The 13669-nt window shown below is 62.0% G+C and carries 14 protein-coding genes; 9 read left to right on the top strand and 5 right to left on the bottom strand.

Annotation, left to right across the window (positions count from 1 at the left end):
* The first annotated feature begins 44 nt into the window (after positions 1–44).
* From DVK00_RS12840 to DVK00_RS12860, 5 genes are all read left to right on the top strand, one after another.
* Positions 45–644: a hypothetical protein gene (locus DVK00_RS12840; protein WP_101351735.1), complete on the top strand. Its 600-nt coding sequence runs from the start codon at positions 45–47 to the stop codon at positions 642–644.
* 125 nt (positions 645–769) lie between these two features.
* Complete coding sequence (locus tag DVK00_RS12845) at positions 770–1561, top strand: aldo/keto reductase (RefSeq protein WP_101351929.1); 792 nt, start codon at positions 770–772, stop codon at positions 1559–1561.
* A 146-nt stretch (positions 1562–1707) separates the two neighbouring features.
* Positions 1708–2703 (top strand): DMT family transporter, encoded by a 996-nt coding sequence (locus DVK00_RS12850; protein WP_121577811.1) that lies wholly within the window; start codon positions 1708–1710, stop codon positions 2701–2703.
* A gap of 59 nt (positions 2704–2762) precedes the next feature.
* A complete protein-coding gene (locus DVK00_RS12855) occupies positions 2763–3509 on the top strand; it encodes an NAD(P)-binding oxidoreductase (protein WP_101351737.1) in 747 nt (248 codons plus the stop codon).
* A 49-nt stretch (positions 3510–3558) separates the two neighbouring features.
* Positions 3559–4482 (top strand): LLM class oxidoreductase, encoded by a 924-nt coding sequence (locus tag DVK00_RS12860; RefSeq protein ID WP_121577812.1) that lies wholly within the window; start codon positions 3559–3561, stop codon positions 4480–4482.
* Positions 4483–4593: 111 nt separating this feature from the next.
* On the opposite strand, the gene DVK00_RS12865 is transcribed toward DVK00_RS12860, so the two are convergent.
* Both DVK00_RS12865 and DVK00_RS12870 read right to left on the bottom strand, forming a co-directional pair.
* Positions 4594–4965 (bottom strand): cupin domain-containing protein, encoded by a 372-nt coding sequence (locus tag DVK00_RS12865; protein ID WP_101351739.1) that lies wholly within the window; start codon positions 4963–4965, stop codon positions 4594–4596.
* 204 nt (positions 4966–5169) lie between these two features.
* Positions 5170–5772: a bifunctional 2-polyprenyl-6-hydroxyphenol methylase/3-demethylubiquinol 3-O-methyltransferase UbiG gene (locus DVK00_RS12870; protein ID WP_121536979.1), complete on the bottom strand. Its 603-nt coding sequence runs from the start codon at positions 5770–5772 to the stop codon at positions 5170–5172.
* Positions 5773–6294: 522 nt separating this feature from the next.
* Here DVK00_RS12870 and DVK00_RS12880 point away from each other — a divergent pair.
* The 4 genes from DVK00_RS12880 to DVK00_RS12895 all read left to right on the top strand — a co-directional run bounded on the left by DVK00_RS12880 (position 6295) and on the right by DVK00_RS12895 (position 10694).
* Positions 6295–6540, top strand: a complete 246-nt coding sequence (locus tag DVK00_RS12880; RefSeq protein ID WP_121536981.1) for a hypothetical protein — start codon at positions 6295–6297, stop codon at positions 6538–6540.
* A gap of 114 nt (positions 6541–6654) precedes the next feature.
* A complete protein-coding gene (locus DVK00_RS12885) occupies positions 6655–7365 on the top strand; it encodes a metallophosphoesterase family protein (RefSeq protein ID WP_121577813.1) in 711 nt (236 codons plus the stop codon).
* Positions 7366–7368: 3 nt separating this feature from the next.
* Positions 7369–9882: a polyphosphate kinase 1 gene (gene ppk1, locus DVK00_RS12890; protein WP_121577814.1), complete on the top strand. Its 2514-nt coding sequence runs from the start codon at positions 7369–7371 to the stop codon at positions 9880–9882.
* A gap of 140 nt (positions 9883–10022) precedes the next feature.
* Positions 10023–10694: an AIM24 family protein gene (locus tag DVK00_RS12895; protein ID WP_101351744.1), complete on the top strand. Its 672-nt coding sequence runs from the start codon at positions 10023–10025 to the stop codon at positions 10692–10694.
* Positions 10695–10705: 11 nt separating this feature from the next.
* Here the strand turns inward: DVK00_RS12895 and DVK00_RS12900 are convergent, their stop codons facing one another.
* The 3 genes from DVK00_RS12900 to DVK00_RS12910 all read right to left on the bottom strand — a co-directional run bounded on the left by DVK00_RS12900 (position 10706) and on the right by DVK00_RS12910 (position 13518).
* Positions 10706–11374 (bottom strand): class I SAM-dependent methyltransferase, encoded by a 669-nt coding sequence (locus tag DVK00_RS12900; RefSeq protein ID WP_121577815.1) that lies wholly within the window; start codon positions 11372–11374, stop codon positions 10706–10708.
* A gap of 75 nt (positions 11375–11449) precedes the next feature.
* Entirely contained in the window at positions 11450–12919 is a 1470-nt protein-coding gene (locus DVK00_RS12905; protein WP_101351746.1) for an MATE family efflux transporter, read from the bottom strand.
* Positions 12919–13518, bottom strand: coding sequence for a TetR/AcrR family transcriptional regulator (locus DVK00_RS12910; RefSeq protein ID WP_101351747.1), 600 nt, complete (start codon positions 13516–13518; stop codon positions 12919–12921). Before DVK00_RS12910 ends, DVK00_RS12905 begins: the two co-directional genes overlap by 1 nt.
* Positions 13519–13669: the final 151 nt, after the last annotated feature.

Below are 13669 nucleotides of genomic sequence, written 5' to 3' on the forward strand. Positions count from 1 at the left end.
CGGGGTAGCAACACCTATACAGCTGGGTACGGAACCGCTCCGACGTGTCCCTCCAGCGCTACGTCGGACGGTTCCGGCCCTACTCTCTCCCCATCTGTCTGTTCGCTCTGGTTGCGGGTACCGTAACTCTCGTCCCGCCGCTGGTGCTCGGGGAAGCGACCGCCCGCACGTACGCGCTGACCGTAGCAGTACTCATCGTCGCCGTCTCGTCGGTCCTCCCGTACGCCGTCGCCGTTGCCGTCCTGACCGTTCCGTTCCCCTACGCCGGACTGGGGAGCTACGCGGCTCCGGCCGCCGGCGAGCCGTTCTCGCCAACCGCGGCGCTCCGCCACGCCGTCGCCGGCGTCTCGTACGTCGTCGCAGCCACCGCCGTCGGCGCTGTCGCCGTCGGCATCGACTTCGCGGTTTCGAGCGGCTCGAACCCACTACAGGCGGTACAGTTTCCGGGGCTCGGGGTTCCGCCGTTCCTGACGCTCGGCGGCGCGGCCGTCGCCGCCGTCTACGTCGTCGTTCAGCTGTGGCGATACGACAGCCCGCTCGCCGAGATAGGGCTGAACGCGGTCCTCGGGACGGTGGTCCTCGGCGTTCTCCTCGCTGCGTCGCCCGTCGCCGCGCTCTGGCTGTTCGGGACCTATGGGTTCTGAATGCCCGCGCCCCCGTTACACAGGCGGTTTTCCACGCCGTCTTCAAAACGTCTTAAAGTCGCAAGCACCGGATATCGGATATGACGAAACAACAGTCCCCGACAGGCGGCCCGCGAGCGAGCGGCATGCCGATGCTCGGTCTCGGCACCTGGCAGAACGACGACGCAGAACAGTGTGCTGAGAGCGTTCGGACGGCTCTGGAAGCCGGCTACCGACATATCGACACTGCACAGGTCTACGACAACGAAAGCGCCGTTGGTGACGGAATTGCCGCGGCTGACGTCGAGCGTGACGATATTTTTCTGGCGACGAAAGTATGGATCTCGAATCTCACACACGACGACGTGATAGAAACGACCGAGGAGAGCCTCGACAAACTCGGTGTCGATTCTGTTGACCTGCTGTACGTCCACTGGCCGGCACGCGAGTACGAACCTGAGGACACACTCCCGGCGTTCGATGAACTCGTCGACCGCGGCCTCATCGACAACGTCGGCGTCTCGAACTTCGAACCGAACCACGTCGAAACAGCGATGGACGTCCTCGACGCGCCGGTGTTCGCAAATCAGGTCGAGGTCCATCCGTTCCTCCAGCAGTCGGAGCTGCGCGAGCACGCGGCCGAACAGGACTACGAACTGGTCGCGTACTCCCCGCTGGCACGCGGTGAGGTGTTCGGCCACGATGTCATCGAAGCCATCGCCGACGACCACGACGCCAGCGAGGCGCAGGTCAGCCTCGCCTGGCTCCGCGAGAAGGGCGTGACGGCGATTCCGAAGGCCACGAGCGAAGCTCACATCACCGACAACCTGACGAGCCTCGACCTGTCGCTGACGGACGCCGAAATCGACCGTATCGACAGTATCGATACTGTCGACCGACGCGTTGACCCGGACTTCGCGCCGGCCGCGTGGGACTGAGTCGACGCCGGCGTTTCCTGGTCGGGAAGTCCAAATCGGCTGTCGGTCCGTGACACCACGTCTCCCACAGCCCTCTTCACATTTCGACCCATTGAACAGGTAATGAGATATTTTCGTTTTAATGGGTGGTCCAACTGACCTGGCCTATGCTGCGGTCCGCGGTCACTGAGCGCCCCTCAATCCCGGCCCGCTATCGTGACAGTGCGCTGTTTGTCCTGCTTGCGGTACTGTTTGGCGGTTCGTTCGTCGCGATAAAAACCGGACTCCGTGAGCTGCCACCGGTGCTGTTTGCCGGCCTCCGGTTTGACCTGGCAGCGGTGACGCTGCTTGGCTACATCGTCGCTACCCGGCCCCGGTCGACGTGGTTACCGCAGACTCGCGGCGACTTCGTGGGCATCGGGATGGCGGCGCTGTTCCTCATCGCGCTCAACAACGGATTGTTGTTCCTCGGTCAAGGCACGACGACGCCCGCGGCGGCGTCTGTTATGTACGGCCTGAACCCGATACTTGCCCCCGTGTTCGCCTGGTGGCTGCTGGGCGACCGCCTGTCGTGGCTCGGTGCGGTCGGTATCGGAATCGCGCTGAGCGGCGTCATCATCATCGTGCAGCCGTCGCCGTCGACGTTCACTGATGCGAGCGCTATCGGGCAACTTCTGGTCCTCGGTGCGGCCGCGGCCGTTGCTCTGGGCAGCGTCCTCCTCCAGCGTGTCAGCCCGCAGATGGACAGTACACCGCTGACGGCGTGGGCGATGGCCGTCGGTGCGGTACTCCTCCACATTGCGAGCCTGCTGGTCGGGGAGCCGCCCACAGCCGTGATCGGCATCGGGCCTGCAACGATTACGAGCATCGTCGCTGTGGGCATCCCGTCGACAGCGGTCGCGTACGCCATCTACTTCGGCCTCATCAAACGCATCGGCCCGGTTCGCGCGAATCTGGTCGCGTATGTCGTCCCGATCTTCGCCGCGCTCATGGGATGGGTACTACTTGGCTCGTCGGTGTCGCTGTGGACGTTCGTGGGCTTCCTCGTCGTCGTTGCGGGCTTTGCTCTCATCGAGCGTGTGACGATTCGGATGGAACTGCGCAGGCTCTATCGTCGGTTCGAGGACACCGCCCCAAAGCAGACGCCGCCGTGTGACGACTGAGCAAGTCGACAGGTGACACAGGCCCGGCCAATCATGTACGGGCAGCCCCTAGCTGTGACATGGACCCTTCTGATGTGCAGACCGTGTTTGTCGCCGGAGCCAGCGGCGGAACCGGGCGAGCGACGCTCCGATTGCTCAGTTCGCGCGTGCCGACGGTCCGGGCACTGACCAGCACACCGGCAAAAACAGACGACCTGCAGGCGGCCGGCGCTGACGAGGTTGTCGTCGACGATTTGCTGAACCCGACTGCGCTGACCGATGCGCTCTCTGACGTTGATGTCGTCCTGAGCGCGGTCGGCTCGAACATCACGGACGTCTGGTCCCGGGACGAGTACGTCGACGGCGCGGGGACGATCAATCTGCTCGATGCGGCTGTCGACGCCGGCGTCGAGGCGTTCGTCATGGAATCCGCTATCGGCGTCGGTGACGAGCCAGCCAGTCCGCTCGCAGCGGCGTTTGATGTCGTCATTCAGCCGATTCAACGAGCCAAAGCAGAAGCCGAGGCCGCGATCCGCGAGGCCCCGGTTCGGCACACGGTCCTCCGACCGGGCCTGCTCACGAACGGGCCGCGAACTGACACCGTCTCCGTCGCCGAGCCCGGAGCGAAGCTCTGGGGCAGCGTCTCGCGGGCCGACGTGGCCCGACTGATGATTGCTGCGCCCGTTACGTCGGCGGCCGCCGACCGCACGCTGGAAGTCGTTGCGAAGCCGTCGTTCCCGAAGCGCGCGGAAAATATCGACTGGCAGCTCCCACGAAACGAACGGGGCGGAACAGTGACGGTTGATACCCCTGACGACGGGCCGTAGTGGGCAACCCACCCGTGTGCAAATACGGCTCCAGCGTGAAAGGACCCTGATGACTGCTGTGGACCACGTGAACGCCGGCTATCGCCGACTGTACGAGCAGGATGGACTCTCGTTCGGTCTCGGATTCCCGCTCACAGGCGAACAGGAGTCGACGCCGGATATCGACGCGGAACTCCGGCTCGCAAGCCACGCCGAAGCGGTTGGTTTCGACGCGCTCTGGGCACGAGATGTGCCGACGTACTGGCCGCGATTTGGGGACGCAGGCGGGGCCTTCGACCCATGGTCGCTGCTGTCTCACATCGGTGCTCACACTGAGTCGGTGGCGCTCGGTACCGCGAGTATCGTGCTCCCGCTTCGCCATCCCATCCACGTGGCGAAGTCGGCCGCATCTGTCGACCGGCTCTCCGACGGCCGTCTCGTGCTTGGTGTTGCCTCGGGCGACCGCGACCCGGAGTATCCGGCGTTCGGTGTCGACCCCGACAACCGGGGGCATCTCGTCCGCGAAAGCGTTGCCGCGCTTCGTGCCCTCTGGCGTGAGGAATACCCCACGCTCGACGGCTCCTGGGGCCACATCGACGGCGAACTGGATGTCCTCCCGAAGCCGACGACGGACACGCTCCCGGTCTTTCCGACCGGGAACGCCAGACAGTCCACGGAGTGGATTGCCGAGAACGGCGACGGCTGGATATTCTATCACCTCCCAGAGTCGACCCTGGAGTCGTATCTCGACACGTGGCGAAGTCACGCACCCGAGAAGCCGTTCACGATTGCCGTTCAGGTTGCGTTCGCTGCTGACCCGACGGCCGAACCCGAACCGCTCCATCTGGGATACCGGGCCGGCGTCGAATGGTTCCGGGAGTACTTCAGGCGGCTCGATGACTATGGCCTTGACCACGTTATCGTTGGCCTTCGAGCGGCGGAGCCACAGGCGGCGATAACGACGTTCGCCAGCGAAATCATCGATGAGTTGTGACGCATGCCGTCGATGCCGTTTCTGTGGACCCCGCGGCGGGTGACGCTGCCGTCGTTCCCACCGACTGCCGCATTCTGGTGGGGCGTCCATAGCACCACCCTCTGATCTGGCTTATGGGTCGAATTCGTTCTGCCTGAGCCCTCTCCGAACCGGTTCGTGCTCGGCGTCGCTCGGCGGCGGCGCGGTCACCAGCAACGCTTCCAGCCGACTGTCCACGTCCGCTTTGACGCCGCGGTCGGTATCAGCCTCGACGACTACCACGTCGCCCGGTTCGACTGTCCGATTCGTGTCCCCGTCACGAACGACACCGGTCCCGGACTGGACGTGTATCACTACGTCGCTCCCGGGCGCGTGGACCGGGATGAACTGTCCGGGTTCGAAGTAGCCACAGACGACTTTCAGTCGGTCACTGCGGAACACCTCGACGGCCGAAAACTGGTCGTCGTCGTAGTCCCGGACGGCGTCGAAGTCAGTCGCCGTCATCGCTCACTCTCCGTGCGTGGAGTTATGACTGACTGTGGACGCCTCGGTACACTGGTTCGATACAGTTCGTGCCGACTGGGGGGCCTCGCTTCCCTTCGCTGTGAGTCCATACGAGTGGGGTCGACCGCACCACGGAAAGTGTCGGTCCCGAACGGCTTCGTCCGCCCTGCGTCCGTGTCCTGTCGGCGGCGGTCGCTTCCCAACTCACTCCGCGATGTCTGGATACGACTGTCGACTGCCCTGTGTCTTTCTGGCGACCAGTTGCGCGGTGGCGGCAGTCGTTCCGTCCGTCGTCGTGGTCCGCTCGTCGTAGTGTAACACAGTCAATCCGAGTCCGGCCCTTAGTAGTTCGTTGGAAGCAAACCGGTATCGGTCCCCAGAGGGGCCGCCGTCCACGTCGTCGGTCGTCCGGAGGTGGTGCTGGATGAACAGACAGCCGCCGTCGGCCAGCCCCTCGATGATATCGGGGAGGCGGTCGACGGGGCGATAGAAGCTGACCGTGATGAGGTCGTACGTCGACGCCGGGTATGCGAACGACTCGAGGTCTGCCTGTATCCACTCGATATTGTCTTCGACGCCCGCGGCGTGTGCGTTTTCGCGGGCAATCTGTAGCCCCGCACGCGACTGGTCGACCGCATCGACGCGGTACCCGGCTGCTGCGACCGGCACCGCGTTCCGCCCAGTCCCGGTCGCGATGTCAAGTGCCCGACCCGGTGGCAAGGTCGGCAAGTATCGTTCTAACACCGGATGCGGGTCCGGGCGCTGCGGGTACGTGCCCGTTCGGTATCGCTCGTCCCAGGTCGGCATAGCTCTGCTACTTGTGGCCGAGACATGAAGCCTACGGGCTGTGGCACAGGCTCCGCCGAGACCCGCTTTCGAGCGCGTTACTCCCGACGGAGTTATCGGTACACCTGTGACTCAGCCGCAGGCGACCAGCTACGGCAGGGCAAACAGATGTGACCAGACGCGGCTACTCGTCGGTCGACGACGTCTCTTCACTCTGATCGGTGGTGGTAGTACCCACGAGTACTGGTTGCTGCAGGGCGACTTCTGTGGGCATACCGCGCCGGACGCACGCCGTCGGCCACGCTGGGTTCGTGACGCTGGGCCGCTCCCCGACGGCTAGCAAGACGTGACCGTCTCTGCTCTCGTTGCTGACTACGACTCATACTTCGACCCGGGCGAGGGCTGTCTGGCGTCTATCGTTGCCGAAATCGAGCGACGCGGCTCTGTTTTGCCTGCCGCTGGTAGAACTAAGTACGGCGGAAGCGTTGTGTGCTCTATGCGAATCCCAGTCCGATCAACGGTTTTGACACGCTGGAGCGGGCTATGACTCTCTTCACAGCTGTTGTCGTCTTCGTGGTGGGGCTGCTCTCAGGCATCGTCGTCCGGTTGATCGCCGGCCTCGCCGCGGCGTTCGCGCTCGTTCTGGTACTGTTGGGGGCGACCACGCCGGATATCGGGCTGGTAAACTTCGTGCTCGAACAGTACTATCAGGGTAACGAACTGCTGTTTCTAGCCGGGTTACTGTTCGGACTGGACGCCGAAAACACAAAAGATGCTGTTGAGGGGTAATCGGTCAGTTTCTCAGCAGGTAGCGGGCATATATTCGCTCTCGTACAGCTATATAGACAACATATAAAGTACCTATACCAGATTCACCGACGTACCACCAACGGCTCCATATAGATGGTCGCATCACCGACGTTTCACCCGGATCTCGACGCATCACACCAGCGAATCAACAGCGATGAATGGGAGGAAATCTACGTTGTCGGCGACATCCACGGCTGCCGCCCGGCGCTCGAACGACTCCTGAACCGGCTGGACCCCACTACGGACGAACTCGTCGTCTTTGTCGGTGACCTCGTTCGAAAAGGTCCGGACAGCGCCGGTGTCATCGATATCGTCCGGCAAACGCCGAACTTCCGTACGGTTCGAGGAAACAACGAACAGAAACTCATCGACGGCCGCAAATCGATACCGTCGCTGACTGACGACGACCTCTCGTGGATCGCCTCGCTCCCGGCGGCGATATCGTGGGACGATTCGCTGGTGGTCCACGGCGGCGTCGACCATCGCAAGCCCATCGCGGAACACGAACTGACCGAACTGCTGAACATGCGGTCTCTTGTCCCCGACGGGAGCTACGACCGCCCGTACTGGTTCGAAACGCGCCGTGACGACCCTCGCATCTTTTTCGGTCATACGGTGCTTTCCGAGCCGTTCGAGACACCCCACGCGGTCGGTCTCGACACCGGGTGCGTGTACGGTGGGCAGCTGACGGCGTACCGGTGTTCCACGGGCGAATTTATAACTGTCGACCCAGAAACAACTCACGAAGACCGCTCGGCCGACAGTATTGTCGATCCGGAACGCGCCCCACCCACGTCTGTGTAATCCATGGACCCAGATTCAGGACTGAATGTTCCTGCCTACGAGCCGGCGGATGTCGATCTGACCGACTCGTCGTTGTATCTCAACCGTGAACTGAGTGCGCTCGCCTTCCAGCGGCGCGTGCTTCATGAGGCACTGGACGAACGGAATCCGCTGCTGGAACGGGTCAGATTCCTTGCCATCGTCACCCGCAACCTCGACGAATTCACGATGAAACGTATCGGCGGCCTCAAACAACAGATAGAGGCCGACGTTACCGAGACAGCGCCGGACGGGCGGACGCCACGAGAGCAGTGGGAGGAAGTCCACGAGACGCTCCGACCAATGCTTGCGACGCAGGCCCGTTGCTACCGCGATGCGATTCGCCCCGCGCTTGCCGCGGAAGGCATCGACATTCTGGATTACGATGACGCGACTGCCGCGGAGCAGTCGGAGCTGCGCACCTACTTCGAGGAGTCTGTGCTACCGACACTGACCCCGCTTTCGTTCGACCCGGCGCACCCGTTCCCGTTTATCTCAAACCGGTCGCTGTCACTCGCTGTTCTCACCAGACAACCAAACGCCGAGGACCCGACGTTCACCCGGATCAAGATTCCGCCGAACAGACCCCGTCTGGTCCAGCTTGGGGACGAAACGCGGTACGTCCCACTCGAAGAGGTCATCCGCGCGAACCTCGATTTGCTGTTACCAAACGTCGAAATCGTCGACACGGCTCTGTTCCGATTGACTCGCAACGCGGAGGTCCGCCGAAATCAGGAAATCGCTGAGGACCTCATTGATATGGTCGAGGATGTCATCGAACAGCGGCGTTTCGCGTCGGTCGTCAGAATGGAGATCTCCGAAGACGCGGACTCCCGGATTCGCTCGACGCTCGCCACACAACTCGGTCTCGACGAACGCGAAATCTACGACCTCCCGGGACCGCTGGACTACCGAGATTTCGCTGAGCTGACCGACCTCGACCGGCCGGACCTCTCGCTCGACGAGTGGACGCCACAGCCCCATCCTCGGCTTGACAGCCACCGACAGCAACCGAGCAACGCGTCCGAGTCGACTGGTGCGAGCGTGTTCAGCCGTATTCGCGACGGGGATATCCTGCTGCATCATCCGTACCACGACTTTACCGACACCGTCCAGCGATTCCTCTCGGAAGCGGCAGAGGACCCCGATGTTCTGGCAGTGAAAGCGGCTATCTACCGGACGGCAAGCGACTCACAGATAATCCAGTCGCTGATAACGGCCGCCGAAAACGGGAAACAGGTCGCGGTGATGGTCGAATTGAAGGCCCGCTTCGACGAACAGAACAACCTCGAATGGGTGCGGAAACTTGAGGAAAACGGTATCCACGTCGCCTACGGGACGGTTGGTCTGAAAACACACACGAAGACTGCGCTCGTGGTTCGCGAGGAAGATGACGGCGTCCAGCTGTACTCTCACATCGGGACCGGGAACTACCACTCAGAAACCGCGAAGGGCTACGTCGACCTCGGGCTGTTGACTGCTGACCGGGATATCGGCCGCGACCTGACCAAAGTGTTCAATTTCTTCACTGGCCCGTCGCTGGACGAGGAGTTTCGAGAACTCCTCATCGCGCCGGTAACGATGCGCCGGGAGTTCACCCGGTGTATCCGCCGGGAGGCCCAGCACGCGCAGGCTGGTCGCCCTGCTCGTATTGTCGCAAAGGTCAACGGCCTCGAAGACCCTGCCATCGTTGCCGAACTGTACCGCGCATCGATGGCCGGCGTCGACATCGACCTCATCGTCCGCGACATCTGTCGCCTCCGACCCGGACTGGAGGGCATTAGCGAAAACGTCTCTGTCTACTCGCTCGTGGGCCGCTTTCTGGAACATTCCCGTATCTTCTATTTCGAGAACGGCGCACGGGCCGAGCCAGGCCCGGAAGGCGACTGGGGCGAGCCGGAATACTACATCGGCAGTGCCGACTGGATGACTCGCAATCTCGATTACCGTGTCGAAGCCGTCACACCTGTCGCGAATCCCGAAATCCAGCGACAGCTCCGCTTCAATCTCGAACTCGTTCTCGCGGATAACCGCAAGCTGTGGGAGATGGATAGCGACGGCGAGTACCACCAGCGCTATCCGGCTGACGGCGAGCGCGTGATAAGCGCACAGGACATCCTGATGCGCGAAGCGCTGAAGGCCGGTCGCTCAGAGGACCACGCTGCCGGGATGCCCGGTGACTACCCACTGTCCAGCGACCTCTGTATCGCAGGCGACAGCACTCGACAGACGGCGGCGGAAACGCCGTCTGAATCTGAAGTCGAAACCGAGGGTCAGTACGCGGCCACCAGTGACGAGACACCCGGCCGCGAACCGTCTGAAGTCACAGATGGTGGGGAGACCGACCAGATACTCTCGAAGTACGGCGACCGGTGGTACGTCCCGGACAGCGTCGTGTACGACTACGCTGTCCGGACGCCCGATGGCGAGCGGCGCTATCTCAAAACCAAAGCTGGCGTTACTGACCTCCTCAAACGTCTGTATAGCGATACGGAATAGCTATTCGGATATACCGCTATTCGGCTCCGCCCCTCTCGAGTGTTGTCTGCCCACATCTATGTGGTACCTCTTCGCACAAAATGCGTTTTAATCTTTCAGGAAGCCTATGAGTCTGGCCTATTCAGTGTCTCGACGTAGCTATGGATCTACAGGAATTCGTCCGCTCCAACGCCCCTGCAGACGGCGGCGATGGGTTCCAGAAAGAGAACAACAGGCTGCTCGATATCCCGCTTGACGGAACAGTGATGGTCAAAGCCGGATCGATGGTCGCGTACACCGGTGAGGTCACGTTCACCGGCAAGTCCTCGGCGGAGGGCGGTATCACGGGTTTTGTCAAGGAGGCCGTGAGCGGTGAAGGGACGCCGGTCATGGAAGCCGAGGGGAGCGGGCACCTCTACGTAGCCGAGAACGGCAAGAAGGTACAGGTGCTGACCCTCGATGACGGAGAATCGATATCGGTCAACGGCACTGACGTGCTCGCGTTCGAATCAACTGTCGACTACGAAATCAACACTGTCGGCAGTCTCTCTGGCATGGCTGCCGGCGGCCTGACGAACGTCTACCTCACCGGGCCCGGCGAGGTCGCGCTGACGACACACGGCGACCCGCTGGTGATGACACCGCCGGTGTTCACCGACCCTGACGCGACCGTCGCGTGGAGTTCGAACCTCTCGCCGTCTATCGAGATGAACAAGACGTTCGAAATCGGACAGACCTCCGGGGAATCGATACAGATGGAGTTCACCGGCGACGACGGGTTCGTCGTTATCCAGCCGAACGAGGAGGGGTCTGTCACACAGAGCCAGAGTTAATCGCCGCCGAGTTACTCCGCCGGAGACACCGAGCGCTTGCGGAGCCGTCCCCGAACAAACGGGCGGACCGGTGTGATACCGAGATTGAGCCGCTCGATTTCGACGACATCGAACGACTGGGCCGCGGCGAGTCGCGACCCCGTCTGCCGGGTGAGATGACAACCGCCAGCGAGTCGTTTCCAGAGCGGTGCGAGGGCCGACTGTATCCGGGCGCGCCATCCGTCGTCGATGACGTGCTCGAAAAACCGCAGTTCGCCGCCGGGCTTGAGTACACGGGTCATTTCGCTCATCGCGGATTCGATGTCCGGAATCGTACAGAACACCATTGAGGCGATGACGACGTCGAACGTGCCCTCGTCGTACGGGAGGGCTTCTGCTGGTGCCGACTCGATACGAATCGGCGTGGCCAGCGCGTTTGCCTTCTCCTCTGCCTGCCGCCGCATGTGCGGGTCCGGCTCGATAGCGTGAAACGCTGTCGAGTCGGTCGCAATCCGATCGAAATATGGAAACATCGCGCCGGTTCCCGCGCCGAGGTCCAGCACTGTGCCATCCATATTCGCCACCAGGTACTCACGATGTGGCCGTAAGAGCGTCCGCTCAACGAGCGCCGTGACAGGGTCGTAGATAGCCGCGAACAGCGGAGATGAGGGGCCTTGGTTGGGATTCGATTCTGCGGGCATAGCAGCAGTAACGCTTGCCCCCCTGAAAGCATTGGTTCACTTGCGCGGTGTCACACGGCCTGTCGTCTCTGACTGTCAGTCTCCGTCCGCTGATATCTCCATGCCTGCCTCGTCAATATCCACCTTGGCTTCGGTGAGGTTGCTGTCTTGCCACGTCCCGCGCCGATACCAGCCGTAGGCGATGAGCGCCCCTGCGACGTTCGAGACAGCGAACGACAGCCAGATGCCGGATTCACCCATCGGGGCCGCGGCGAACCACGCGATCGGGAAGCGGATGACGCCGAGCATCACCACCGATATCGCTGCGGCGGTGAGCGTCCTTCCGGCACCGCGGAAGCTTCCGGTGTAGGCCCGCATAATCCCGATAAACCCGAAGGACAGCGCAACGTAGCGGAGGAACTGCGTCGTGATATCGACGACCTCGGCGTCCGTCGTAAACAGGTCTGCTATCGGTGCGGCAGTGAACCAAACGAGAACGCCAGCCAGGGTGAGCACACCGAACAGCACCGTCGCCGCGAGGCCGGCCGCTTTCGCTGCCCGGTTCGGTTTATCGGCCCCCATGTTCTGCCCGGTCATCGTCTCAACGCCACGAGCAACTGCGATCGCCGGCAGGAAAACGACCGAGAACACGCGCGTTCCGATGCCGTAGGCGGCGACGACCGTGTCCGGGAACATCGCGACGATGACAAGCAGCAGGTTCATCGATAGCGCCCGGCCCGTCCCCTCGATGGACGCGGGCAGACCGATGCGAACGAGGCGGCGGAGATACGAGAGGTCCGGAGCCATATCGCGGAGGTGAATCTGGACGCCGCGGTTCCCTCGAAACATGATCGCCAGCCCCACAACCAGCGCCAGCGCCCGTGAAAAAACGGTCGCAATAGCGGCCCCTTCGATGCCCAGTTCGGGGAACGAAATCGTCCCGACGAGCGGCGCGTTCTCGACGACTGTCCAGCCGAATATCAGAAACGGGTCGATGATGATGTTGAGCACGACCGAACCGAACATGACGAGCATCGGCGTTATCGTGTCCCCATAGCCCCGCATGAGCGCGACGAAGACGAAGAAGCCGAACATGAACAGCAGGCCGAGTGAGATGACCTCCATGTAACTGGTCGCCATGGGGAGAACGTCTGCGGACGCCCCCATCAGACTCAGAAACGTATCGACGCCAAGATAGCCCGCGATGCCGAGAACGAACGAGACGATGACGGCAAACGTGACCGTCTGTGAGGCGGCGTACTCGGCGTCGCGCTCCTCGCCCGCGCCGGTGAACTGCGCGACGAGGACGCTGCCGGCGACGGATATCCCCATCCCAAGCGAGATGAGGAGGAACACCATCGGGAACGCGAAGCTAATTGCCGCCAGCGCGTCCGTGCTGTACTGGCCGAGCCAGAACGTGTCTGCGAGGTTGTACGCGGTCTGGAAGAGATTAGTAATCACAATCGGCATCGAGAGGAAGAACAGCGGCTTCCCGATGCCACCCGACGTGAGATCGAACTCCTCGGGGCCCTTGAATAGGGCACTAACGCGACTTCGAACACCCATCAGCGGGTCGCCTCCACTGGCGTCTCCGCTCGGAAATCGGTCTCAACGCATCGCGTAATTGCCTCGCTGAATTGGTCTATCGAGCGGTCCGTAGCGACGTGTCGAGCATGCGCTCCGGTAATCCCGGTCACGAGGAACTGCGCTGTGACGGCCGGCTCGACCGCGCTATCGAACTCACCGGTTTCGATGCCAGCCGCGATGATTTCACGGAACCGGTCGAAGAGAACGGCATCGAACTTGGCGAGCTGTGTCCGGAAGGCGTCGTTGTACGGGGCCTGTGCCTTTATTTCGAGTATTGCCGTTCTGAACTCCTGACCGGGCGTCTGTCGCTCATCAGTGAGAACTGTATCCAACAGCGAGTCGAGTTCTTCCCGCGGTGTACTCCCGTCCACGTCAAGTATCCTTGCAGTGTACCGCTCGCACAAGAAATCCAGAAACTCCCTACAGAGGTTCTCTCTGCTGTCGTAGTAGTAGTGCACCGTCGCTTTGCTCCGGTCTGCCTCGGCAGCGATGTCTTTGACCGTGAGCGCGGCACACCCGTGCTGGCAGAGGGCGCGGAACGTCGCCCCAAGAATCTCGGTAGCTGTATCGTCATCCATGGCGGCTGTGATTGAGCTTACTAACCGATTAGTCAAAAACGCTGTGATGCCAGAAAATGGAGATATAAACAACTCTCAGGGACAGAAAAGGGACAATCGGATTAACTAGTTAATAATCCATCCGCGCAATAGTATGCGGGTCACAACGGTT

The sequence above is a fragment of the Haloarcula sp. Atlit-47R genome (genome assembly GCF_003665985.1).
Classification (GTDB): domain Archaea; phylum Halobacteriota; class Halobacteria; order Halobacteriales; family Haloarculaceae; genus Haloarcula; species Haloarcula taiwanensis.